The organism is Sedimenticola selenatireducens, assembly GCF_963675335.2.
Classification (GTDB): Bacteria; Pseudomonadota; Gammaproteobacteria; order Chromatiales; family Chromatiaceae; genus Sedimenticola; species Sedimenticola selenatireducens.
Map to the genome: position 1 here is coordinate 1,498,936 of NZ_CAXXYC010000003.1, position 22,917 is coordinate 1,521,852.

Sequence of the window (22,917 nt, forward strand, 5' to 3'; positions counted from 1 at the left end):
CAGATGAAAAACTAAATGTCGCACACATAGCTCCATCGGTGGCTTTCCATACGACCTAAAACTTCCATCCAAACTTTCAAACTCCACTGTTGAACCGGTTCGGGTAAATGGTAATGGTTTGGGTCGGGTACAACTGTCTATAATCGGCCCACGTCATTTAACCCGGTGGCACCCAATGCAGTTAATTACCCTCATGTTCGCCTTGCTTGTTTCCTTCTGCGTATTCGCACAGGATCCACCTGGCGAGCTGCTCGTTCCGGTGGCGGATCAGGAACTTACCATTGTTCGCTATCCCGCCGAGGGCACCCGTCTGGCCATCTGGCCGATGCCAGGACTGGGTGAGCCGACACGCATGCAGGAAACGGCGACGAAGCTCGCCGGACTGGGTGTGGAGGTCTGGCTGGTGGATCTGGCGGAGAGCCTGTTCCTCATCAGGGGGCCACAGGCCATGCGGACCATCGATGGCAAGTATGTGTCAGGCTTGATAGCGGCCGCGCATGCAAGAACCGGTAAGACGATCACCGTGATCGGTCGCGGCTATTCGGCCATTCCGACCCTGCGCGGGATTCAGCACTGGCAGCAGGCGCAGCAGAACAGCGGTGAGGCTGCCACCTATCTGTCCGGCGCCATTCTGTTCTCACCCGAACTCTATGCCACGGTGCCGGCATTGGGCCTGGAGCCGGTTTATGAGCCCATTGTGGACGCTACCAATGTGCCGATAATTCTCTACCAGGCAGAGAAGGGGGGGAACCGCTGGCAACTGGGCAAGCTGCTGTCGCGTCTGGAGAACGGGGGTGCCACGGTGTATGTGCAGGTGATGCCCGGAGTCACTGGCCTTTTCTACGATGACGATGAATCACCCGCCACGCTTAACGCGCTGAAGAGGGTTCCGGCACAGATTGTCCGAGGCCTGGAGCTGCTCGATAAAACACCAACGCCAGGACATGCCCTGCCCCTGGCGGACAAGGTCGCCGCATTGACCAGCGGCCTCGATTTAGAGTTGAAACCCTTCCATGGCAACCCAGCTCCGCCGCCCATTGACCTGGTTGACGCTAAAGGGCAGCACCTCTCCAGGGACGACTATCGCGGCAAGGTTACCTTGGTCAATTTCTGGGCCACCTGGTGCGGTCCCTGCGTGGAGGAGATACCCTCGCTGAATAACCTGCGGGAACAGATGGCCGGCGAGTCATTCGAACTGATATCTGTAAACTACGCTGAGGGTGCCGAGCAGGTACAGAAATTCATGGGGCAGGTGAAGGTCGATTTTCCGGTCCTGCTGGACGAGGATGGCACGGAGTCAGCCAAGTGGAACGTGCTGGTATTTCCCTCCACCTTCGTGATTGGCCCGAATGGACAAATCGCTTACGGCGTGAACGGGGCGATTCACTGGGATGCACCCGAGGTTGTCAACCAACTGAGGGCGTTACTGACACCTTGATACGTATTTGGATGAACGCGATTGAGTCCAACCTGCCTACTGGTATGATGCCTGGGATATTTGGGGGGGATGTTTGGGGGGGATGTTTGGGGTCAGACTTGACCTGATTGTTCCATCGTTTCTTAAATTGGAGATCGGTCATTGAATACTAAAAAAGTTGGTTCGTGCCTTTGCGGTGAAATAAGTTTCGAAATAGAGGGAAACTTTGAAAGTTTCTATCTTTGTCATTGTGGTCGTTGCCGTAAAGATACCGGCTCAGCCCATGCAGCCAATCTTTTTTCTACCACTGCGACATTAAAATGGGTATCCGGAGAGGATAAAGTTAGAATTTTTACTCTGCCATCAACTCAGCACACTAAATGTTTTTGTTCTATTTGCGGATCGGCGCTTCCCAATCGCCAAATGGCAGGAAAACTTTTGGTGGTACCTGCCGGTTGTCTTGATGGCGATTTGCTGATTAGGCCGGATGCGCATATTTTTGTTTCCAACAGGGCAGACTGGGACAAAGACCTGGAAAAGACTCCAATGATTGAAGGATCACCCAAGTAATGGGGTCAGTGTAAAAAACCCGTCTGGATTTGGATAATTTTCGCAGCAACCATAGTTATTCTACGGACTTACACCCCATTGGTTCATACCCCTGCCGGACGTAGACCAATCGCTCACGTTGACCAGCCATCATGTCGATTCGCTGAACTACACTATGTAATGCCAGTCAACCGAGCTCACCCATGATGCTGCAACCCGGCCCATCAAATCCATCAGGAGCAAGCCAATGAGTAGAACTCCGCTAATCGTCAACCAGAATAATTATGGACCGGCGCTAAATGTCGTCGGCACGAAAGTAACAGTGCTTGCCTCAAACAAGGACACGAAAGGACAGGAATTCAGCTTCCAGAGCGGCGAGAACAACATGGGGCCTCCTCCGCACAGCCATGATTGGGACGAAGCATTCTTTGTGCTTAAAGGAAGTGTTGAGTTCACCTGCGACGGGAAGGCGGATATGTGTACACCGGGCACACTGGTTTTCATTCCCGGTGGAACGATACACGCATTCAAATATGGTCCCGATGGTGGCGAGATGCTTGAAGTAACAGGTGCCGGAAGCATAGCTTCCCAAATGTTCACGGCGGTCGACAAGCAAATTCCAGCAGATTCTCAGGATGTGGAAAAAATCATAGAAGTGGTGAGCCAAAACGGCGTCACGGTACATTTATAATACGGAAGAAGTAAGAGGAGAATTCGATGAAACTGACCAGCGACCAGATCAAGGATAACCGGCCCATCCCCGTAACCAATGCCTTTGGCAAGCATGACAAAAACAGTCACGTGGCACTTGCCGGCAATCAGAATCCGGGCCTGAGCTGGGATGACGCCCCTGAGGGAACGCGCTCTTTTGTCCTGATCTGCCACGACCCGGATGTACCTAGCAAACCGGATGACGTGAACCAGGAGGGGCGCGAAGTACCGGCTGACCTGCCCCGGGTCGATTTTTATCACTGGGTGCTGGTGGATATTCCAGCCAATCAGCGACAGATTGCTGCCGCTGCTGATGCCGACGGGGTCACGGCGAAGGGAAAGCCGGGCGGCCCCTCACCTGCCGGGGGCATTCGTGGCATCAACAACTACACCGACTGGTTTGCGGGTGATGCCGACATGGCGGGAGACTATTACGGCTACGATGGTCCCTGCCCTCCCTGGAACGACAGTATTGTGCACCACTACTACTTCACGCTCTACGCACTGGATATTGAGGGCTGCGGACTCAGCGGCCGTTTTGGCGGCCCCGAGGCGCTCGCGGCCATTGAAGGTCATGTGCTGGCCAGCGCCAGTCTCACAGGCACTTATATAATCAATCCCAGATTGACGTGAGTAACAGAAAAACAGGCCCATTTACCGCCGGGGTAGACGCGACTTCTGTGCCCACCCGTCAAGACTCTACCGTTATAATGCGAAAGCCATAGAGGCACTCATGTTAAGAAGAGACAACACCGGTCTTATTGTTATAGATATACAAGGCAAGTTGGCAAATATTGTTCATGACAGCGACAGGCTAGTCGCAAATGCGGTAGCTTTAATCAAGGGCATGAAGGCCCTCGATATGCCCATTTTGTGGCTGGAGCAAAACCCGGAAAAACTGGGCGCGACGATTCCGGAGATTAGTGAAGCATTAACTCCGCTTGAGCCAATAACCAAATATATGTTCGATGGTTGTGGTTCGGAGGCATTTGACAAAGCCGTAAAACAGTCGAATGTCACCACATGGCTGGTATGTGGTATTGAAGCACATATTTGTGTTTACCAGACCGTATCGAGCCTGATTCGCCTCGGGTATGAAATCGAACTGGTTTGTGATTGCGTCTCTTCCAGAGCACTATCCAATAAAGAAATCGCCATTTCCAAACTCACTTCCAAAGGTGCCGGGAAGACCAGTGTCGAGATGTGTCTGTATGAGCTGGTGGGTGATTGTCGAGCCACCGAGTTCAAGGAAATACTCGGGCTTATCAAGTAACACAGTCGGGCGAACCTATGACAACCGACACGACCTGATTGACCCTAATCCAAAAACCGGATTCCAGAGAAAAAGATATGGCGTACATATATTTGGCTATTGCTATCATTGCAGAGGTTGTAGCAACAAGTGCACTGAAGGCATCCGCAGAGTTCTCTAAGCTATATCCAAGCCTGGTGGTTATTGTTGGCTATGGCTTTGCGTTTTATTTCATGACCCTGGTTTTAAGAACCATACCGGTAGGAATTACTTATGCAATCTGGTCAGGCGCCGGCATCGTCATGATCACCATTGCTGGTGCATTGCTGTATAAACAGATCCCGGATATCCCCGCCATAATAGGTATGGGACTGATTATTTCGGGCGTAGGGGTAATTCATATTTTTTCAGGAACGATTGGCCACTAAAATATAGCAAGCCAGGCAAAGTAATTGGGATCCGTGTAAAACCGAGCCTGGCATTGGGTCATTTTTTCACTGACCCTAAATACCTGTGCGACGGACTGTAATCGTCCCGGATAGATAAAAGGATCGAAACGCAAACTTCGGGAATAGACAACCTGGCAACGATGTTGCGGGAATCATCAATGCGGAAACAGATCGGGCTTTTTACGGCGGCTGGTGATCTATTTAGCGAATAGCGACGCGGGCACGATAAACGTGCCCGCGCTGTGGGATTCAACCCTGCGTTCTGCGCCTGACCAAACCAAGTCCCAGAAGACTTACACTCATGAGAATAAGGATTGAGGGCTCAGAAACCACAGCCACCTCCAACTGTTGAATTCTAATGCCCTGGTTACCATCACCGTTAGTGGTTGGTGTTTGTCCGACAAAGGCAAACCGGGATCCTGAAAGGGCAAAACCGCTCATATCCAGGCTAACAAAATTGCTTCCAGCAAGATCCGGCGTGACGGCAAAATCATTCAAAACAAGTAATCCGTCTATATACAGATCGAACAATTCGATTGGGGTACCGCCTCTTTCAAACACCACACTCGACAAAAGCGAGACGGTTTTTGATGCCCAGTCAAATACCATCGCTTCATCCAGACCAATCCTGTGATCAGCCGGATCGGTCTGGATGCCCCAGCCATTGGCATGACGGTTTATATTGGCGGCCGTACCGGTGTTCGTGGTTGCATTGTAATCGGTATCATATCCGGAGACCTCGACGGTCAGGCCGTCAACCGATACCGTATGTGAGGTGCTACCATCGCCTCCGTTACCAAAGCTGTAGATTACAGAAGCCGAAACAGTGACAGGTAGCAGCGTTGCTATCCAAATGACCCCACACAAAAGTATTTTCATTATTATTTCCCGCAATGCAGTTCAGATTTAGAGTATTAATGCCTGACATGCACTTCAGCAAATAACGAGCCAAGAAAAATATACTATTGGGAATCAAACAGATGCTCAGTTAATTATTTTTATTATTAAGAACAATTAGACTATTTTGTAAAAAATATCGACAGTATTTATGCCATGGATATGCCTGCGCTGGCGGGCCTTACCCACCCCTCTCCCTGAGGGAGAGGGGTGTTATAGGACATAAGCAGTAAGACTGCTCATTACACAGATCAATCAGATCTCATTTTCATGACAATCCGCGCAGCCGACCTGGTGACCTTTCGGAAACTCTTTAGGACCCTCATCGGCACAGAATTGCCCCTCGTCGTCCTTACATTCCAGAATCCGGTTGGTTGCCATTGCCGAGAGCACCGTACCCTGACCGTCAGTACCGTGGCACGCCTGGCAGCTGTTCCTCGGACCATCTTCCTGGGCCTTCTTGTGGTGCGTGTTCCAGTGACGACTGCCCACCGGATGCATACCGTGGGGGCCATTCATGGTCAGCTCGAATTTGCCACTGTCCTCGAAGGCCCGTGCGTCATGACAAGTGCTGCACTCGGTGATCGTCCCACGATGCCCCTGGAGTTGAACGGCCGCCACATTGTCATTGGCCTCGGGGTTCTTGTTTGGCCAAATACCGTGAGTCGCACCATGGCACGCCTCACAGAAAATACCCTCATGCCCGGTACTTACCCGGTAGAGCATCGGGTTACCGACCCGTGGATCATCAGCCGGATCGGTACCGGCCTCCTGGGCAGCAGCGATCACAGCGGGATTCTCTGCGGTGATGACATTTTCAGCAAAACGCTTGTTGGTCGGAACAATAGGGGTCGCCTTTGGATCATTGGTCAGATAGGCCTGTAACAGCCGTATGCCATCAGTGGCTCCAGCGCTGTTACCAGGATTAACCATGACATCGGCATGCCCAGACATATTGTCCACTGCATCACCGGTATGACAGGAACCACAACCCGGCTCATTCGCCCAGGGTACACGGGGCTGATCGGCATTGGTGTAGAAGTCACCACCCAGCTCAAAGGCGCCGGGGTTGTCCGGTGTTACATTTCGGGTGAAATCATTGCCGACCTGCTCCATGCTGCCGTGGCAATCCTGACAGAGCATGCCGCCATTGGCCATTGCGCCGCGCAGGCAGTCGCTACGTCGACCGGGATGGCACTGGTAACAGGTCTCTTCAAGAACTTGCCGGCGCTCCACCACATTGAGCACGAAACCATTTTCATCCTTTTCGATCGCCGGCATGTCCGGGAACAACCGATTGCCATCTTTATCCGTGACAGTGCCGTGATGGCTGTGCATAACATTGGACATCGATTTGTTTTTTATCTGGTCGCGTCCATTATGGAGCGAGTTTCCAGGATCATTCTCTTCCCCCAGCGGCCCGAGTTGAGCCAGGTCCAGCGCCGGGGTGTAGTGGCAGGACTGGCAGACAACCGGTGTCTGATCAACCAGGTCAGGTGTGTATTTGGGTTGCGCAATACCTGACCCATGCTTCAGGTCATGCAGGCGTAGCAGATTGACGTCGGCCGCATACTCCTTGCTCACTTCCAGCGGAACCTCATCCAGCTTGGGATCATCCAGAACCGTGGCGACTTCGATACCCGCCTGGACCAGGCGGTCCGTGGCAGCACCATTGCCACCATCAACGGTCGCACCATGACAGGCGCCGCAGTTGGCCTCGCCGGAGATTGGCACGACAGTATCATTCGTTGCCAGGATATTCCCGCTCGCATCATGGGCCTGCACCCGATACAGGGGCCAGGGGTTTTCACGACCGTAGTCATCAAAAGCGGATACAGGAATGCCCGCGGCCTCATACCAGTTGACACCCTCCGAGACATAACCAAACCGGAATGCCGGATTCATGAAGAACGGTTGATCCACCACGTAGGCCTCAAACAGTTCAACCAGATTATCCAGATAGGGAGCATGACGGCCCGGCATGGATTGCTGATCGGCTGTCAGTGCGCCATCACCGAGATAGAAGCGTTCAACATTGGGCATGGGTAATCCCAGGTCCAGAATATTGGCACCCGCCGGGTAGAATGCCGGGAGTATCATTGGCGGATAGAAGGCGTCGTATGCCTCTCTCGCCACCTCCCAGAAATTGGTTTTATAGACCGTTCCATCTGCCAGCATGCTCGAATAAACCGGCCCGGTACCCGCGGAGTTAACCCCTGTCAGAATCGGATCATTAGGGTTGGAGGCCGCCGAATAAACCACACTCACACCGTCTGCGGGAGTAAGGACGTTCGGCTCCACGCCCCTTTGTATGACCGTCGCATGCAGGACATTGAACGGCGGCAGGATACTTGAGATTCGGGTATCGAAGTCACCGCAATGCATTCCCAGGTCATTAATGGCGAAGACCTTGTAATTCTGTCCGATGATGAGTGGCTGTTCCTCGACGGGAGTCCAAGGCAAACCATTCTGGCTGGTAGAGTTGATAGAGACGTTACTGGAAGGGTCTGTTGGCGGCTCAACCGGAGGTGGCTCAACCGGCGGCGGTTCGACGGGTGGTGGCTCGACCACAACCTTTGGGTAACAATCTGCCGGCGCGTTTGTTACATCGGCTTCACCCAGATTATTGTCGGTCCCGGCCTCAAATATGCTAATGCGGCAGGGCACAATTTCCAGATCACGCTCTGTAACTTTCCACCTACCCCTTCTGTTGGGATCATCCTCGCCGATAACCAGATTGTGATCAAAAGCATTGACCACTTGAATATCAAAATCCTCATCACTCGTGCCTCTTACTGTTAGCCGCTCTTTCGCTGTATTCCATACGGCACTATCAAGCGTGACAGAGGCATCGGCCTCGCCTGGTATGATGATAGCCAGCGCAACCGCAATCAATACAAGTGGAGCTAGTTCTTTGATTCGCTGACGAAATTCTGAAAAGGTCTTTTTCGATGCCGGTAGTTCTTTTTGGGTGCGCACGTAAGACAAGTTATTTGTCATTGATCTGTCCTCTTCTGGAGGAAATGTGAGATACCGCCCCTGATTGAATAACTCCGAGCTGGAACTAATTTCTAATTCCCTTTGATTCCTGCACCTTGATTGCTATCTGACCGCTTCATATTTTGAACCGGTCTAATTCCAGTAAACCTATCAATACAGTAAGCTTTTCAGACAATCGGTGCGTCAGTTCACATTTATAAAAATGGGAAGCAACCACTTAATAAAGTGCATTTATAACCAGGTGGGGTGGGAAACGTTTTTGCCTACGCCAATGAAACGCCAAAAATCAGCGATAACAGTCGAAGGATGTCCTAATGTTGTATGCAATATAGGATGAAATTCAATCTATGAAAGTTCTAGTTAAACGTGTGTACGACAAACCGGATTCAAAGGACGGATTCAGGATATTGGTTGATCGATTATGGCCAAGAGGTTTGTCAAAAGATGACGCGAAAATTGATGTTTGGCTGAAGGCTGTCGCGCCATCAAATGAACTTAGAAAATGGTATCAACATGACATCCCAAAGTGGCCTGAATTCAAGAAGCGGTATTTTGCCGAACTCGACAACAATTCCGAGGCGGTAAGTGAGCTCGTAAACTACCTCGACAAGCCAACTGTCATGTTTCTGTATGGATCAAAAGAGCGACAATACAACAACGCAACTGCACTAAAAGAGTATATAGATTCAATGCTGACGCAATAGCATGCCCCTTACCATCAGGTAATCCGGACCACTAGCCCGAAGCCTCGCCATAACGGGTGGCGCTCAAAATCAGCACCGGCATGTTGAATCGGACATGCCCATCCGCTTCTACAAACGGCCGCAAGGACTCCTCTGCCTTGCTCGTCAGTCGTTCGAACTGCCGGTCATCGAGCAGCCCGCCCAGGGTCCAGACACAAGCTCGTTCAGTGGAAACCAACGCCTTAATGGAGGGAAATTCAACCAGTCCGTCATGTCGAGTGACCGCCACCCTTCGGCAACCGGCGGCAGTAATGCCCGCCTGCGCACTGCGGGACAGCAGCAGCTCCCGGTCCCCGCAGCTGAAGGGGGCGCGGAAAGCGTCGGCCACGGCGCTGCCGAACAGCCGATGCAGCAGTTCCGCAAGTACCGCATAGCCGGGCGAATGATCCAGCGCATCACAGACCGCAACGGCGAGTTGTCCGCCCGGCCGCAGCACCCGCAGCATCTCCCGCAAGGCGCCTGCCTGATCCTCGAAAAACATGAAACCGAACTGACTGGCCACCCGGTCAAAACTCCCGTTCTCATACGGGAGCGCCTCGGCCGGTCCCTGTTGCCAGTCAATGACGGTATTTTTTCGTCTGGCGACGGCAAGCATCTCGGGATTGATATCCAGCCCCACCACGCAGCCATCATCCCCCACGCGAGTAGCAGCCGCACAGGCCAGTACGCCGGTGCCGCAAGCCACATCCAGCACCCGGTCTCCCAGGCCAACGCCCAACCGGTCGACCATGATATTCCCCCACTGGCGAAACAGCGCGGGTACAAAGTGCCGTTCGTAAATCTCCGCCGACGATCCCGAATATTGACCATCCATTGCGAACCTCCCGTCCGCCCACCGGGCAGGCGGACTCGTCTGACAGTAGGTATCAGCATGCCAATTGAGTCTCGTGGGGGTAAGAGGCAAAATGGGCAGAACCGGGGCATTTCAGCCAGCGTGGGAGGGAATATGCCCGACCAACGAACAATCCATGTCAGTCTGGTGGCGACACCCGAGGTGGATGTCTCCGCTCTGGGTGGATTACACGGTGTGCTCAACAGCGTCGCTCACATGGTACCGGATACAGTGTCATTCCGCGCCAATGTGGTAGTACCGGATTCGGTTTTGGAGTGCGCCGAACCTGGCGGCAACATCATTACGAACGTCATGGGCATGCCTCTGCCGATGCAGACCCGACTGAGCAAGGTGGACCAGACCGATGTGCTGATTATTCCATCGCTCTATCTGCTGACTTCCAACTGGCCCAGGGACCCCTACCCCGACCTGACCGAATGGATCAGGCGCATGCATCAACGGGGCAGCCTGATCTGCTCCGCCTGCACCGGTGCCATGCTGTTGGCGGAAACCGGATTGCTGGATGACCATGAAGCCACCCAGCACTGGGCCTTCGAGGCCCTGTTCCGCGAGCACTTCCCCAGGGTGCGGTTGAACATCGACAAGGTACTGCTCATAACCGGTGCATCCAACCGCATCATCATGTCCGGAGCCTCAGCCGCCTGGCACGACCTGGTGCTCTACCTGATTGCCCGCTACAGCTCGCCGCAGGCCGCTCGCGTCATAGCCAAGTTTTTCCTGCTCAACAGCCACACCGACGGACAGGCGCCCTACATAATCTTCCAGGACAACCGCCAGCATGGCGACGGTGTCATCCTCGCCGCCCAGCAATGGCTGCATGCGCACAGCCACCTGCCCCGTCCGTTGAAGCAGGCACAGCAGAATTCGGGACTCTCAGCGCGCACATTCAGCCGCCGTTTCTGTCAGGCAACCGGGCTCAGCCCAATCCACTATGTCCAGCAGTTGAGAATCACCCAAGCCAAATCTGAGCTGGAGGAGACAGATACCCCGGTGGACGAGATCAGCTGGCGGGTAGGCTACGAAGATCCGGCATTCTTTCGCCGGCTGTTCAAACGTATCACCGGCATGACACCGAAAATGTATCGCCGCAAGTTTCAGCTACCTGATCCCGGCCGAAGCAGGTGAGCGGCGTCGGATGAAGTTTTGGGAAACGGAACAGCTACACCGCAGCCCCGGTCGAGTGAATCCAACCGCAATGCTGAATCACAACCCGTTCTGCGCCAGGATATAGGCCAATGCCAGCGGAATCACCAGCAGACTGCCGAGGTTGCCGAGCATGACAATTGATGCGACCTTGCGCGGCTCCTGGTTGTACTTCTCCGCCACCATGAAGTTGAGCACCGCAGGGGGCAATACACTGAACACCAGCAGTTGTCCGTACTGCAGTGCGGGCAGGTCCAGGAAGGGGGTGATCATCAATAGAATAATCAGCCCGGTGGCGGGACAGACCAGGGCACCAATGACACCGATGCGCCAGTCCCGAAGATCCACCCCGGTCAGGCGCACACCGAGGGAAAACAGCATCAGGGGAATCGCCACCTGCCCCACCATCTCAATGGAGACCGACAACACATTGGGCAGCACCCAGCCGGTGAGACTGAAGGCGATACCGGCAACCGTCGCCAGCACCATGGGGATTCGTAGAATACCGATCAGCGAGGTACGGTGATCCAGCATCTTCATGCCGATACTGAAATGCAGCGTGTTCTCGACAATGAACAACACCACCGCCGCCGGTAGCGCCGCCTCACCAAAGGCGAACAGCGCCAGTGGCAGTCCCATATTGCCGGAGTTGGAGAACATCATGGGCGGCACAAAGGTCTTGGCCTCATACTTCAGCAAACGGGCCACGCCCCAGGCCAGCACCCCGGAACCCAACACCACCAGCAGTGATGCCAATGCCAGTTCCTGGTAGGCACCCAGCTCAAAGCTCTTCTGTGACAGCACATGAAAAATCAGCGCCGGGACAAAGATATCCAGGTTGAGCTGATTGGCTGCCGCCATATCCGGCGCATGCCGGCGTCCATAAAGATAGCCCACCAGGACGATGGCGAAAATGGGAAAGACAATGCTGAATATCTGTTGCATGGAAGGGACGATCCGAATGCTACTGATTGAATTTTAAAAGGCGCTAGTATCCACACTTCATCCATTGATGACCAGCCATCAAATCAAGCGGGATACTCTGCCTCGAAACATCGATCAACCAGGTAGACGATGGACTGATAAGAGAGACCGGCATGCAGCGACAGCCCGATCTCGCAAGTGCGGCTGTTGGATATGCCCATTTCACAATCTGCCGGGAGCGACGCCTTCAGCCGTTTCAGTGCCGAAGCATTCAGCTCGGGACGGGTGAATCCCTTATCGCCGGCAAATCCGCAGCAGCCCTTGTCCTCGGACAGGAACACCTGTTGCGCACACTGTTGCGCCAGCCGGCGCATCTCATCGGCCAGACCCATCTTGCGGCTGGTGCAGGTGATGTGCAGCGCCACACTCGCCATTTGCGATGTGCGCCGCAGGTGTTCCAACAGGTAGCGATTGATGAAGCCCACCGGCTCGTGTATCTGCAACGGTTGCCTGATCTGTTCGAGCATGCGGAAGGTACAAGGGCTGGTATCGCACAGGACTGGATAGCGGCCCTGTTCACTGGCAGCCCACAAAGCCTGCTCCAGCCGCAGCAGACTCTGGTCCGCTTGCGCCAACAACCCCTTACTCTCCAGCGCCATGCCGCAACAGAGCCCCTCCGGACGTTCGGGGATAATCACCCGGTAGCCGGCCTTGTACAACAGCGATTGCATCACCTGATGCAGATCGGCCTGAAAGGGATCGGACTTGGCCGGTCCCATGGTGCGGCTGACACAGCTGGGAAAATAGACCACCGTGCCGTTGCGCCCGGGGACATCGGTAACCGATGCCGGCAGCTTGCCGGCGGCGCGCGGCATGGCCGGATTCCATTGCGGGATACGTTCACCGCTCAGGCGTCGCATCAGGCCGCTGGTTTTGCCCATCAGCCGGTCACCCAGCAGATCCTGGGAGAGTGCCGCCAGCCGGAGACCGGCACGGGTCGTAGCGGCAACCGTGGAGAAGTGCCTGTCCACCCAATCACCAATACGTGCCGCGGCGCTGCCATGTTGTGACTGGCGAATCTGCCTGGTCAGCTTGCCGGTATCGATGCCCACCGGACACTCGATGGCGCAGAGTCCATCCAGCGCACAGGTATCCAGCCCCTGATAGGCGAAGTCGTGTTCAAAGCGCGCAAGTCGCTGGGCATCTTCACCGCTCTTTTTCAGCCGCGAGATTTCGCGCCAGGAGACGATGCGCTGGCGTGGTGTCAGGGTGAGATTGCGCGAGGGGCAGATCGGCTCACAGAAACCGCACTCGATGCACTTGTCAATCAGCGGGTCAGCCGGTGGCAGCGGTTTGAGATTCTTCAGATGAATCTCGGCATCCTCGTTGAGGATGACGCCGGGATTGAGCAGATTGGCCGGATCGAACAGCCGTTTGAGCTGCCACATCAGGCGATAGGCGTCACTGCCCCACTCCATCTCCACGAATGGTGCCATGTTGCGGCCGGTGCCGTGTTCCGCCTTCAGCGATCCACCGTACTCACCCACTACCAGCGTACACACCTCGTCCATCAGGCCCTGGTAACGTTGCACCTCGGCGGTGGTGCCAAAATCCTGGGTAAAGACAAAGTGCAGATTGCCTTCCAGGGCGTGCCCGAAGATCAGCGCCTCGTGATAGTGATACTTTTCGAACAACTGATGCAGCCCCCTGACCGCCGCCGCCAATTGCGGTACCGGAAAGGCGATATCTTCAATAATCACCGTGGTACCGGTGGTACGTACCGCCCCCACCGCCGGGAACAGCCCCTTGCGAATATTCCACAACGCCTGATAGGCCACCGAATCGAAGGTGAACTCAGCCTCGCGCACCAGTTGGATATTTTTCAGCACCGCCAGGATCTCCGCCACCTGGAGTTTCAGCGTCTCCGGATCGGCGGCGCGCACATCTACCAGCAGGGCGGCCACCTCATCATCCAGTGCATGCAGGTAGGCCGGCATGTCCGGCTTATCCTGTACTGAACGCAGGGCAGCGCGGTCCATCAGTTCCACCGCCGTCACCGGGGCCTGCTTGAGCAGCGCCACCGCCTGGCAGGCGATCTCCACCGTGGGAAACAGGATCAGGGCGGTGGATTTGCAGGGGTGATCCACCACCGTGCGGTAACCGATCTCCGAAATGAAGCCGAGCGTTCCCTCGGAGCCGATCATCAGGTGCTGCAGGATATCAATCGGATCAGCAAAATCGATCAGTGCATTGAGGCTGTAACCGGTGGTGTTTTTCAACCGGTACTTGTGACGAATACGTTCGGCGAGTGTGGGATTGTTGCGCGTTTCAGCCGCCAGCACGGAGAGTGACTTCAACAACTCGTCATGGGAATCCCGGAAAGCGGTGACCGATTGCGGGTCTGCCGTATCCAGTACCGTCCCGTCGGCCAGGATGAGGCGCAGACTGGCGAGGGTGTGGTAGCTGTTCTGGGCCGAGCCACAACACATGCCGCTGGCGTTGTTGGCGGCGATGCCACCGATCTTGGCCGCGTTGATGGAGGCCGGGTCAGGACCGATCTTGCGCTGATAGGGAGCCAGGTAACTATTGGCCCAGGCACCGATCACCCCCGGTTGCAGGCGAATAATCGCCGCATCGTCACTGATGCTATAGCCCCGCCAGTAGTCGCCCGAGAGCAGCAACAGCACCGAATCGCTGATCGCCTGCCCGGAGAGACTGGTACCGGCCGCCCGGAAGGTAACCGGTGTGTTGAAACGGTGGGCGGCCGCCAGAATCCGCACCATCTCGGCCTCGTCATTCACCTTGACGACCAGTTTCGGTATCAACCGGTAGAAGCTGGCATCGGTGCCGTAGGCCAGGGTGCGCAGCGGGTCATCAATCAACCGGTCGTCGCCGATAAAATATCCCAGTTCGCGCTTTAATGCCGTGTAGTCCGCTGACATGTCTTACCTGTATCCAAGGGTTAATAACCCACAACCATCACTCATCAGAAAACCTTTGCCTTACTTGCCATAAGCCACCGACGGCAACCAGGTCACCACCTCGGGGAAGAAGGCCACCACCAGCAGACCCAGCAGCTGCAGCACAATGAATGGAATCACCCCCTTGTAGATATCCATCAGGGAAATGCCCGGTGGACAGACCCCTTTTAGATAGAATAGGGCAAATCCGACCGGCGGCGTCAGGAAAGAGGTCTGCAGGGTCACCGCCACCAGCAGGGCAAACCAGACCAGTTCGGGATTGTCCACCACCCCGTGGCCGTCGATATCCAGCCCCAGCCCCTTGATCACCGGTGCCAGCAGCGGCAGGATGATCAGGCTGATCTCGATCCAGTCGAGGAAGAAGCCGAGCAGAAATACCACGCCGAGAATAAAGGCGATAATACCGTAGGGCCCGAACGGCAGGCCGGTCAGGGTAGACTCGATCAGCTCATCACCACCCAGCTCCCGCAGCACCAGGGCAAACACCGTGGCACCGACAAAGATGGCGAAGATATAGGCCGAGGTGTTGAAGGTGTTGATCACCACCTCTTTCATGACCGACCAGCTGAGCTGACGATAGCTGGCGGCCATGATGATGGCACCCAGCGCGCCAATGCCGCTGGCCTCGGTTACCGTGGCAATACCGGCGAAGATGGAACCCAGCACTGCCAGGATCAGGGCCGCAGGCGGCAGAATGGTCTTCAACACGCTCCAGACCACCGCGAGACTGACCGCCTGGGCATTGTCCGCGAGCGGCGCCGCGGCGGGACGGAAGAAAGAGAAACCGAGGATATAGAGCATATAGAAGATCCCCAGGATGATGCCGGGAAACACGGCACCCATGAACAGATCACCCACCGAGAGGCCCATCTGATCTCCCATGATCACCAGCATGATGCTGGGCGGAATCAGGATACCGAGACAACCGGCACCGGCAACGGTGCCCAGTGCCAGGGTCTTACTGTATTGCTGACGCATCATCACCGGCAGGGACATCACACCGAGCAACACCACCGAGGCCCCGATAATACCGGTGGAGGCGGCCAGGATAATACCGATCAGGGTCACCGCTATGGCCAGCCCGCCACGGACCCGGCCGAACAGCCCCTGCATGGCGTGCATCATGCGTTCGGCGACACCCGATTTGTCCAGCATCAGGCCCATGAAAATAAACATCGGCAGGGCCACCAGCACCCAGTTGTCCATGATGCCGAAGATACGCCCCACCGCGAGGCCCAGGGTGGAATAGTCCAGGCCGGTCATGGTATCCAGGTGGTTGTCCGCCAGATAACCCACACCGGCAAACAGCACACCGATACCGGCCAGCGCCCAGGCGACCGGAAAACCGGTAAACAGCAGCGCGATGAAACTGACGAACATCGCGATAACCAGGATCTCGTTCATCTCCATGGCTCAGCCCTCCCCGCGCTGATGGTTGTCGCTGGTGTCACCACTGCCCTGCTCCTGCACCTGAAACAGGTGACGCAGCATGGAGACGCGTCCCGGATAGGCCTCCTCCGGCTCCCGGGCCAGATGCAACAGCAACGTAACCTCACGGACCAGGCGTGCGATGGTCGCAATAAACAACAGGGCAAAGCTGAGCGGGATGACCGATTTAACCACCCAGCGATAAGGCAGGCCGGTGGGGTTGGCGGAGCTCTCACCGGTTTCGTAGGCGTAGTAGACCCACTCCAGGCTGTGCAGAAAGATCACCACAATGAAGGGCAACAGCAGAAACAGGATGCCGAAGATCTCCCAGCGGTGCTGATTGGCGCGGGAGAGGTTCATATGCACGATATCCACACGAATGTGTGAATCATTGGTAATGGCAAAACTGAGGCCGAACATGAAGCCGACGGCATAGATGTGCCAGATCAGCTCCTCCAGATAAACCAGTCCGTGATTGAAGCCGTAACGCAGGACGACCTGAACCAGGATTATGCCGATCAGCAGCACATTGCTCCAGGCCATCACCTGGCCGATACGTTGCACAAATCCATTCAGGGCATCGACGATGGGAATGCGGTATTCCAGATCGTTGGGTTGATTCATCTCTTGCCTCGATAAATTCCAGGAATATTTCACCCACGCATCGTCACGCAGATACGGGGATAAATGGGGCGGATAAAAAAAGAGGGGCCCCGAAACCCGGGCCCCTCCTGTAGCAGTTTACTGCTCGCGCACAGTGCCCGGACGGGGCAGGAAGGCCCACTTGTTCCAGATGGCGTAGTCGCTGCGGAAGCTCTGCATGTTGTCCCAGATCGCCTTGAACTCAGGGTCCTTGGCCGACTCTTCTGCCACAACCTCGTTCCACTTACCCTCGAATGCATCCAGGATCTCGGGAGACCAGTAGCGGTTCTCCACGCCGTTCTTCTGGAGATTCTCCTTCATCTGCGGGAACTGGATCGCTTCCCCCAGTGCCAGGCCATCCAGCATGGCGGCCTTGCAGCTCATCTCCAGCAGACCCTGCTGGGTCTCACCCATACCCTTCCAGGTATCGCCATTCACCAGCAGTTCATACACAGTTGCCGGCTGATGCCAGCCGGGGTAGTAGTTGAACTTGAGGATCTTGTGGAAACCGAGCAGCTTGTCGATTGCCGGCATGGAGAACTCGGTGGCATCGATCGCCCCCTTCTCCAGCGCCGGGAAGATCTCACTGGATGGCAACAGGCTGGTGGAGACGCCCATCTTCTCCATCACCAGCGCCCCCAGACCAAAGAAGCGCATGCGCAGGCCCTGCAGATCGGCCGGTTTATCGATCGGTTTGTTAAACCACCCGGAAGTCTCCGGCGCAGTGATGCCACAGGGAATGGAGTGTACATTCAACCCCTTCTTGTCATACATCTCCTGCCACAGCTTGCGGCCTTCACCATAATAAATCCAGGCGAGGAATTCCGGGGCATCGGGACCAAAAGGCACGGCGGAGAAGATGCCGCCCTTCGCACCCAGCACGCCGGTGTTGTAACCCGGTGTGGTATAGCCGGCATTCACCTTGCCGCTGGCGACCGACTCCAGGATCTCCTTGGGCGGGATCAGCTTGCCCGGCTCATAAACCTTGATCTTGACACTGCCGCCACTGGCGACATTCAGGTGATCGGCCAGCCACTTCGGGGTACTGCCCAGACCGGTCAGGTGGGTGCCGAAATAGACCGGCACCTTCAACAGGGTTTTCTTTTCTGCCGACAATACGGCACCGCTGGCAACACTCAGGGCTAGGGCAGCAGCAGACACTACAGAGATCAATTTTCGATTCATCGTTTTTTTCTCACTCCAATGGGGAAACAGGGTGACGGCCTCCCGATCAACCGTCTTCTCTCCGGCTTCTACCCTGCGCGGATCACAATCCCGAGACGATTTGACAAGGCCATCCTGTCGCCTGACAAACTGGTTAATTGGTCAGGCCAATTTATTAGTAACCTATGGAATTTGTAATGTCAAACATTCGGAAAGAGAAAATATCAGGCCGTTCACACCCTATATATACCCTCCTTACTGCGTTATTTTTGTTGAAAATTTGATAAAATAGCCCCCCAGGACTTCTCTTTTTTAACAAATCCATCTAAACTCAAAAACAATTGGTCTTACCAGTTGTAAGGAAGCAGAGACCGCAACATGAAACAGCAACGACTTTCTGACCAGATTGCAGAAAAGCTGGAGACGATGATTGCAGAGGGCGATCTCAAACCTGGAGAGAAACTCCCGGCCGAGCGTGACCTGGCTCAGCGACTGGAGGTATCAAGACCCTCCCTGCGTGAAGCGATACAAAAACTCAACAGCAAGGGTCTCCTCAGCACCCGCCATGGCGGCGGGACCTATGTATGTGAATCGCTGGAGCCGTCGTTTGTCGATCCGTTGATTACCCTGCTCAGGGAGATGCCGGAATCACGCTTCGATGTACTGGAGATCCGCCACGCCCTGGAGGGAACGGCCGCCTATTACGCGGCCCTGCGCGGCACCGGTGAAGACAAGGAGAAGATCAGGCGCTGTTTCGATGTGATGATAAAAAACCACGGCAGCCCCGATCCCATGGACGAGGCGCGTGCCGACGCCGCCTTTCATCTGTCGATCGTCGAGGCGTCGCACAACCTGGTGCTGCTGCATGTAATGCGCGGGCTGTTCACCCTGCTCCAGAGCAGCATCTCGCACAATCTGGACAAGCTCTACACCCTGCCCCGGGTATTCGAGCCGCTCAGTCACCAGCATGAACGGCTGATGAACAGCGTTGTCGAGGGCGATGCCGAGAAGGCACGCCAGGCGGCGCAGGAGCATCTGGTATTTGTGGAGGAGTCGCTACAGCAGATTGACCGTGAAGAGGTGCGCAAGCAGCGCTCCCTGCGCGGCCTGTCAACATAACGATTGGCTGTTATCCTGTAGGATGTGATTTCGTAGGGTGGATAAGCGACAGCGCATCCACCGCAACAATGGTGGATGCGCCTACCGGCTTATCCACCCTACAAAACTGCGCTCAGCACATTCTATTATTTGCGTATTAACTTTTTGATTCACACTACTCGGGAGCCACTATGTCTCTGATCCAGCACTATCCGGACAGGCCCGAAAAGGTCTATTTTTTCGGCACCTGCCTGATCGACCTGCTCTATCCCCAGGCCGGGCTGGCCGGCATGCGGCTGATCCAGCGGGAAGGGGTCCAGGTGATCTTCCCACAGGACCAGACCTGCTGCGGACAACCGGCCTGGAACTCCGGTTACCGCAATGAGACCCGGGCGGTGGTGCTGAACCAGATCCGCTGCTTCCCCAAGGATTATCCCATTGTGGTCCCCTCCGGCTCCTGCGCCGGCATGATGCGTCACCACTACCCGGAGGTGTTCAAGGGCAAGCCCGAAGAAGCCCTGGTGAATGAATTCTCGCAACGGGTGTTCGAACTGACCGAATTCCTGGTGCATGTGTTGAAGATTGAATTGAAGGATCTCGGCGAACCCGTCAAGGTCGCCCTGCACACCGCCTGCTCGGCACGTCGCGAGATGGGCGTTGCCGATGAGCACGAGGCGCTGTTGCGCCAGCTCGGCAACGTGCAGCTGGTGGAGCAGGCTCGCAAGGCGGAGTGCTGCGGTTTCGGCGGCACCTTTGCGGTCAAGCATCCGGACATCTCCGCCGCCATGGTGGCAGACAAAGCCCAGGCCATCAGCGATACCGGTGCCGACCAACTGGTCAGTGGCGATTGCGGCTGCCTGATGAACATCACCGGGCACATGGAACACCAGGGCATCGGACCCCGGAACCATCACATCAAGGGCCAGCACATTGCCAGTTTCCTCTGGGAGCGTACCCATGCAACAAAAAGCTGAATTCGACCAGCGCGTACAGGAGGCGCTGAACAACCCGCAACTACGCAGCAATTTCCGTATCGCCATGGACGGGCTGATGGAGAAGCGCAGCAACGCCTTTCCCGACAAGTCCTTCATGGAAGAGCTGCGCGTCCTCGGCTCGAAGATCCGCGCCAATGCCCTGGCCAAACAGCCGGAGCTACTGGAGCAACTGGAGGCCAACTGCACCCGCAACGGCATCCAGGTGCACTGGGCCGAGACCATCGAGCAGGCCAACCGGATTGTGCTGGAGATCATGGAACGGCATAACGCCACGCGCATGATCAAGGGCAAGTCGATGGTCTCCGAGGAGATGGAGATGAATCATTTCCTCGAAGCCCAGGGTAAGAGCTGCATCGAGTCCGACCTGGGTGAATACATCATCCAGCTGGATCATGAGACGCCCTCCCACATCATTGCCCCGGCCATCCACAAGAGCAAACAGGAGATCGCCAAGCTGTTCAAGGCCAAGCATCCCGACATCCCCTACAGCGAGGATATCGAGACCATGACCCGCAGCGCGCGCCAGGTTCTGCGTAGCAAGTTCTACGAGGCGGAGATCGGTCTTTCCGGAGTCAACTTTGCCGTGGCGGAGACCGGCACCCTCTGCCTGGTGGAGAACGAGGGCAACGGCCGCATGTGCACCACCGTACCGCCGGTACATATCGCCGTCACCGGCATCGAGAAGGTATTGGAGAAGCTGTCGGATGTCCCGCCCCTGCTGAAACTGCTCACCCGCTCGGCCAGCGGCCAGCACATCTCCACCTACTTCAACATGATCAGCTCACCGCGCAAACCGGGTGAACGGGATGGACCCAAGGAGGTACACCTGGTGCTGCTGGACAACCAGCGCTCCAAGATCTACGAGGATGACGAACTGTTCGACAGCCTGCGCTGCATCCGCTGTGGCGCCTGCATGAATCACTGCCCGGTCTACACCCGCATCGGCGGCCACGCCTACGGCTCGCTGATTCCCGGTCCGATCGGCTCATGTATAGAACCGCAGAAATTCGGCCTGGACAAGTTCGGCGTCCTGCCTACCGCCTCCACCCTGTGCGGTGCTTGCGGCGAGGTCTGCCCGGTGAAAATCCCGCTACCGAAGCTGCTGCACCGGTTGCGCTATGAGCAGGTGCGGGACGACCATACCGGCGCCACCAACGGCCAGGGCTCGCAGCGTTCCGGCAAGGAGGCGATGATCTGGAAACTGTGGAGCTGGGCGCATGCCAATCCTGCTGTGTATCGCAGCGGCACCCGGCTGGCCAGCCTGTTCCGTGGCGCCATACCCAACAAGATCGGTCCCTGGACCCGGGTGCGCACAGCCCCGAAAATCGCCCCGAAATCATTACACCAACTGGCCCGGGAAGAGGGTTTTGACCATGAGTAAGGCACGTGACAACATTCTGGCCCGGCTGCGCGCCAGAAATGCAGAAAAGCCCCCGGTGGATCTGGATCGCGGTTTCAATTCACCTGACTGGAATCGGCAACAACGTATCGAACTGTTCTGCAAGGCGATGCGCTCAGTGAGGACCGAAGTGCACCGGGTCACCGCTGCCGACTGGCCGGAACAACTGGCCAAACTGGTGAAAGAGAAACAGCTGAAAAATCTGCTCTACGCCCCGGCCGGACCGCTGGCGGAAAAGATTGAGAGCGCCTGGCGGGCAGGCGAAGAGTTGCCGGAACTGGTCACCCGTGAAGTGGATGTGGATGGCTGGAAAGAGGAGCTGTTCTTCGACATCGATGCCGCCATCACCTCCACCCGCAGCGCCATAGCCGAGGTGGGGGCGATGATCCTCTGGCCCACCCCGGAAGAGCCGCGCACCTTCTCCCTGGTGCCACCGGTGCATATCGCGGTGGTGGAAGCAGACAAGCTGCACAACACTTTTGCCGATGCCATTGCCAACGAAAACTGGCAGGACGGCATGCCGACCAATGCCCTGCTGATCTCCGGCCCCTCCAAGTCCGCGGATATCGAGCAGACCCTGGCCTATGGCGTGCACGGCCCGGTGGAACTGATTGTGCTGCTGATTGAATAGATTCGACAGACGTCGATGGCGCCCGCTGCAACTTCCCACAAAGGGCAATGCCATCTCTTGCCGGATGGTGTAATCTGCCCGGATGTCTGAGACCGCACTGCATCAGGAAGTGGAAGCCCTGACTCAACAACTACTGGCAACTGCCGGCAACCGCTTCCAACGAGACCCGGGCAAGGTGATTGTCCGATTTGACCTCACCGGCAAGGCAGCCGGGATGGCCATCTTTCCGGCCCGTTCCACCCCCGTCATCCGCTTCAATGCGCTGCTGCTGACCGAGAACCGGGATGATTTTCTCAAGCGCACCGTGCCGCACGAAGTGGCGCATATCGTCGCCCGCCGCCTGTTCGGAAAAAAGATCAGACCTCACGGCCCGGAGTGGCGCCAGGTGATGCAGCTGTTCGGTGCAGAGGCCTCGCGCTGCCACAACTACGACGTCAGCCGCTCCAGCCGACGCACATTGAAGCGTTATCCCTATCACTGCGACTGCCGTACCCACCAACTCAGCAGCATCCGCCACAACCGGGTATTGCAGGGTCAAAGCTACCACTGCCGCTCCTGCAGACAGCCGCTGATCGAGCTCGCCGAATCAGATCAGGGACTATAGCAACAGTTGGCGGTCGTGATATAAATCAGTTCCCGCC

General features: G+C 56.1%; 21 protein-coding genes. 13 read left to right on the top strand and 8 right to left on the bottom strand.

All coding sequences use genetic code 11. The features are described from left to right. The first annotated feature begins 175 nt into the window (after positions 1-175). The 6 genes from ACHZBF_RS10625 (at position 176) to ACHZBF_RS10650 (ending at position 4,357) form a co-directional block, all read left to right on the top strand. On the top strand, positions 176-1,438 hold the full coding sequence (locus tag ACHZBF_RS10625; RefSeq protein WP_321528395.1) for a TlpA family protein disulfide reductase: 1,263 nt from the start codon (positions 176-178) through the stop codon (positions 1,436-1,438). 141 nt (positions 1,439-1,579) lie between these two features. After that, complete coding sequence (locus ACHZBF_RS10630) at positions 1,580-1,987, top strand: GFA family protein (protein ID WP_321528396.1); 408 nt, start codon at positions 1,580-1,582, stop codon at positions 1,985-1,987. Between the two features lie 226 nt (positions 1,988-2,213). Beyond that, on the top strand, positions 2,214-2,657 hold the full coding sequence (locus ACHZBF_RS10635) for a cupin domain-containing protein (protein WP_321528397.1): 444 nt from the start codon (positions 2,214-2,216) through the stop codon (positions 2,655-2,657). A 26-nt stretch (positions 2,658-2,683) separates the two neighbouring features. Continuing rightward, positions 2,684-3,310, top strand: a complete 627-nt coding sequence (locus ACHZBF_RS10640) for a YbhB/YbcL family Raf kinase inhibitor-like protein (RefSeq protein WP_321528398.1) — start codon at positions 2,684-2,686, stop codon at positions 3,308-3,310. A 100-nt stretch (positions 3,311-3,410) separates the two neighbouring features. After that, entirely contained in the window at positions 3,411-3,950 is a 540-nt protein-coding gene (locus ACHZBF_RS10645; RefSeq protein WP_029132656.1) for a hydrolase, read from the top strand. Positions 3,951-4,027: 77 nt separating this feature from the next. Next, positions 4,028-4,357 carry a DMT family transporter gene (locus ACHZBF_RS10650; RefSeq protein ID WP_029132655.1) on the top strand — a complete coding sequence of 110 codons (330 nt, stop codon included), beginning with the start codon at positions 4,028-4,030 and terminating at the stop codon, positions 4,355-4,357. 270 nt (positions 4,358-4,627) lie between these two features. Here ACHZBF_RS10650 and ACHZBF_RS10655 read toward each other — a convergent pair whose 3' ends face one another. Then, a complete protein-coding gene (locus tag ACHZBF_RS10655) occupies positions 4,628-5,257 on the bottom strand; it encodes a PEP-CTERM sorting domain-containing protein (RefSeq protein WP_029132654.1) in 630 nt (209 codons plus the stop codon). Between the two features lie 273 nt (positions 5,258-5,530). Next, positions 5,531-8,275, bottom strand: coding sequence for a cytochrome C (locus ACHZBF_RS10660; protein ID WP_321528399.1), 2,745 nt, complete (start codon positions 8,273-8,275; stop codon positions 5,531-5,533). Between the two features lie 347 nt (positions 8,276-8,622). Between ACHZBF_RS10660 and ACHZBF_RS10665 the strand changes: the two genes are divergently transcribed. Continuing rightward, positions 8,623-8,979 (top strand): DUF488 domain-containing protein, encoded by a 357-nt coding sequence (locus tag ACHZBF_RS10665; RefSeq protein WP_321528400.1) that lies wholly within the window; start codon positions 8,623-8,625, stop codon positions 8,977-8,979. Positions 8,980-9,010: 31 nt separating this feature from the next. On the opposite strand, the gene ACHZBF_RS10670 is transcribed toward ACHZBF_RS10665, so the two are convergent. After that, entirely contained in the window at positions 9,011-9,832 is an 822-nt protein-coding gene (locus tag ACHZBF_RS10670; protein WP_321528401.1) for a class I SAM-dependent methyltransferase, read from the bottom strand. Between the two features lie 132 nt (positions 9,833-9,964). Here ACHZBF_RS10670 and ACHZBF_RS10675 point away from each other — a divergent pair, with 132 nt between their 5' ends. Further along, positions 9,965-10,996, top strand: a complete 1,032-nt coding sequence (locus ACHZBF_RS10675; RefSeq protein WP_321528402.1) for a GlxA family transcriptional regulator — start codon at positions 9,965-9,967, stop codon at positions 10,994-10,996. A gap of 78 nt (positions 10,997-11,074) precedes the next feature. Here ACHZBF_RS10675 and ACHZBF_RS10680 read toward each other — a convergent pair whose 3' ends face one another. The 5 genes from ACHZBF_RS10680 to ACHZBF_RS10700 all read right to left on the bottom strand — a co-directional run bounded on the left by ACHZBF_RS10680 (position 11,075) and on the right by ACHZBF_RS10700 (position 18,174). Beyond that, on the bottom strand, positions 11,075-11,959 hold the full coding sequence (locus ACHZBF_RS10680) for an AEC family transporter (protein ID WP_157606735.1): 885 nt from the start codon (positions 11,957-11,959) through the stop codon (positions 11,075-11,077). Positions 11,960-12,042: 83 nt separating this feature from the next. Further along, positions 12,043-14,880 (bottom strand): FAD-binding and (Fe-S)-binding domain-containing protein, encoded by a 2,838-nt coding sequence (locus tag ACHZBF_RS10685; RefSeq protein ID WP_321528403.1) that lies wholly within the window; start codon positions 14,878-14,880, stop codon positions 12,043-12,045. A gap of 60 nt (positions 14,881-14,940) precedes the next feature. Continuing rightward, complete coding sequence (locus tag ACHZBF_RS10690) at positions 14,941-16,329, bottom strand: TRAP transporter large permease (RefSeq protein WP_029132649.1); 1,389 nt, start codon at positions 16,327-16,329, stop codon at positions 14,941-14,943. Between the two features lie 3 nt (positions 16,330-16,332). Beyond that, positions 16,333-16,971, bottom strand: coding sequence for a TRAP transporter small permease subunit (locus tag ACHZBF_RS10695; RefSeq protein ID WP_084609829.1), 639 nt, complete (start codon positions 16,969-16,971; stop codon positions 16,333-16,335). Between the two features lie 117 nt (positions 16,972-17,088). Then, entirely contained in the window at positions 17,089-18,174 is a 1,086-nt protein-coding gene (locus ACHZBF_RS10700) for a TRAP transporter substrate-binding protein (protein WP_321528404.1), read from the bottom strand. Positions 18,175-18,531: 357 nt separating this feature from the next. On the opposite strand from ACHZBF_RS10700, the gene ACHZBF_RS10705 reads away from it, so the two are divergent. The 5 genes from ACHZBF_RS10705 to ACHZBF_RS10725 all read left to right on the top strand — a co-directional run bounded on the left by ACHZBF_RS10705 (position 18,532) and on the right by ACHZBF_RS10725 (position 22,880). Next, entirely contained in the window at positions 18,532-19,272 is a 741-nt protein-coding gene (locus ACHZBF_RS10705) for an FCD domain-containing protein (RefSeq protein WP_288102822.1), read from the top strand. A 170-nt stretch (positions 19,273-19,442) separates the two neighbouring features. Then, positions 19,443-20,225 carry a (Fe-S)-binding protein gene (locus tag ACHZBF_RS10710; protein WP_037374757.1) on the top strand — a complete coding sequence of 261 codons (783 nt, stop codon included), beginning with the start codon at positions 19,443-19,445 and terminating at the stop codon, positions 20,223-20,225. Further along, positions 20,209-21,627 carry a LutB/LldF family L-lactate oxidation iron-sulfur protein gene (locus ACHZBF_RS10715; RefSeq protein ID WP_029132645.1) on the top strand — a complete coding sequence of 473 codons (1,419 nt, stop codon included), beginning with the start codon at positions 20,209-20,211 and terminating at the stop codon, positions 21,625-21,627. The genes ACHZBF_RS10710 and ACHZBF_RS10715 overlap by 17 nt, the downstream gene beginning before the upstream one ends. Beyond that, positions 21,620-22,276 (top strand): LutC/YkgG family protein, encoded by a 657-nt coding sequence (locus ACHZBF_RS10720; protein WP_029132644.1) that lies wholly within the window; start codon positions 21,620-21,622, stop codon positions 22,274-22,276. Before ACHZBF_RS10715 ends, ACHZBF_RS10720 begins: the two co-directional genes overlap by 8 nt. A gap of 82 nt (positions 22,277-22,358) precedes the next feature. Beyond that, positions 22,359-22,880: a SprT family zinc-dependent metalloprotease gene (locus ACHZBF_RS10725; RefSeq protein ID WP_321528405.1), complete on the top strand. Its 522-nt coding sequence runs from the start codon at positions 22,359-22,361 to the stop codon at positions 22,878-22,880. Positions 22,881-22,917 lie beyond the last annotated feature (37 nt).

Excerpts from the sequence above, each read along its gene's own strand:
- ACHZBF_RS10625 (WP_321528395.1), top strand. The coding sequence starts at position 176 with ATGCAGTTAATTACCCTCATGTTCGCCTTGCTTGTTTCCTTCTGCGTA.
- ACHZBF_RS10635 (WP_321528397.1), top strand. The coding sequence starts at position 2,214 with ATGAGTAGAACTCCGCTAATCGTCAACCAGAATAATTATGGACCGGCG.
- ACHZBF_RS10640 (WP_321528398.1), top strand. The coding sequence starts at position 2,684 with ATGAAACTGACCAGCGACCAGATCAAGGATAACCGGCCCATCCCCGTA.
- ACHZBF_RS10645 (WP_029132656.1), top strand. The coding sequence starts at position 3,411 with ATGTTAAGAAGAGACAACACCGGTCTTATTGTTATAGATATACAAGGC.
- ACHZBF_RS10650 (WP_029132655.1), top strand. The coding sequence starts at position 4,028 with ATGGCGTACATATATTTGGCTATTGCTATCATTGCAGAGGTTGTAGCA.
- ACHZBF_RS10655 (WP_029132654.1), bottom strand. The coding sequence starts at position 5,257 with ATGAAAATACTTTTGTGTGGGGTCATTTGGATAGCAACGCTGCTACCT.
- ACHZBF_RS10660 (WP_321528399.1), bottom strand. The coding sequence starts at position 8,275 with ATGACAAATAACTTGTCTTACGTGCGCACCCAAAAAGAACTACCGGCA.
- ACHZBF_RS10665 (WP_321528400.1), top strand. The coding sequence starts at position 8,623 with ATGAAAGTTCTAGTTAAACGTGTGTACGACAAACCGGATTCAAAGGAC.
- ACHZBF_RS10670 (WP_321528401.1), bottom strand. The coding sequence starts at position 9,832 with ATGGATGGTCAATATTCGGGATCGTCGGCGGAGATTTACGAACGGCAC.
- ACHZBF_RS10675 (WP_321528402.1), top strand. The coding sequence starts at position 9,965 with ATGCCCGACCAACGAACAATCCATGTCAGTCTGGTGGCGACACCCGAG.
- ACHZBF_RS10680 (WP_157606735.1), bottom strand. The coding sequence starts at position 11,959 with ATGCAACAGATATTCAGCATTGTCTTTCCCATTTTCGCCATCGTCCTG.
- ACHZBF_RS10685 (WP_321528403.1), bottom strand. The coding sequence starts at position 14,880 with ATGTCAGCGGACTACACGGCATTAAAGCGCGAACTGGGATATTTTATC.
- ACHZBF_RS10690 (WP_029132649.1), bottom strand. The coding sequence starts at position 16,329 with ATGGAGATGAACGAGATCCTGGTTATCGCGATGTTCGTCAGTTTCATC.
- ACHZBF_RS10695 (WP_084609829.1), bottom strand. The coding sequence starts at position 16,971 with ATGAATCAACCCAACGATCTGGAATACCGCATTCCCATCGTCGATGCC.
- ACHZBF_RS10700 (WP_321528404.1), bottom strand. The coding sequence starts at position 18,174 with ATGAATCGAAAATTGATCTCTGTAGTGTCTGCTGCTGCCCTAGCCCTG.
- ACHZBF_RS10705 (WP_288102822.1), top strand. The coding sequence starts at position 18,532 with ATGAAACAGCAACGACTTTCTGACCAGATTGCAGAAAAGCTGGAGACG.
- ACHZBF_RS10710 (WP_037374757.1), top strand. The coding sequence starts at position 19,443 with ATGTCTCTGATCCAGCACTATCCGGACAGGCCCGAAAAGGTCTATTTT.
- ACHZBF_RS10715 (WP_029132645.1), top strand. The coding sequence starts at position 20,209 with ATGCAACAAAAAGCTGAATTCGACCAGCGCGTACAGGAGGCGCTGAAC.
- ACHZBF_RS10720 (WP_029132644.1), top strand. The coding sequence starts at position 21,620 with ATGAGTAAGGCACGTGACAACATTCTGGCCCGGCTGCGCGCCAGAAAT.
- ACHZBF_RS10725 (WP_321528405.1), top strand. The coding sequence starts at position 22,359 with ATGTCTGAGACCGCACTGCATCAGGAAGTGGAAGCCCTGACTCAACAA.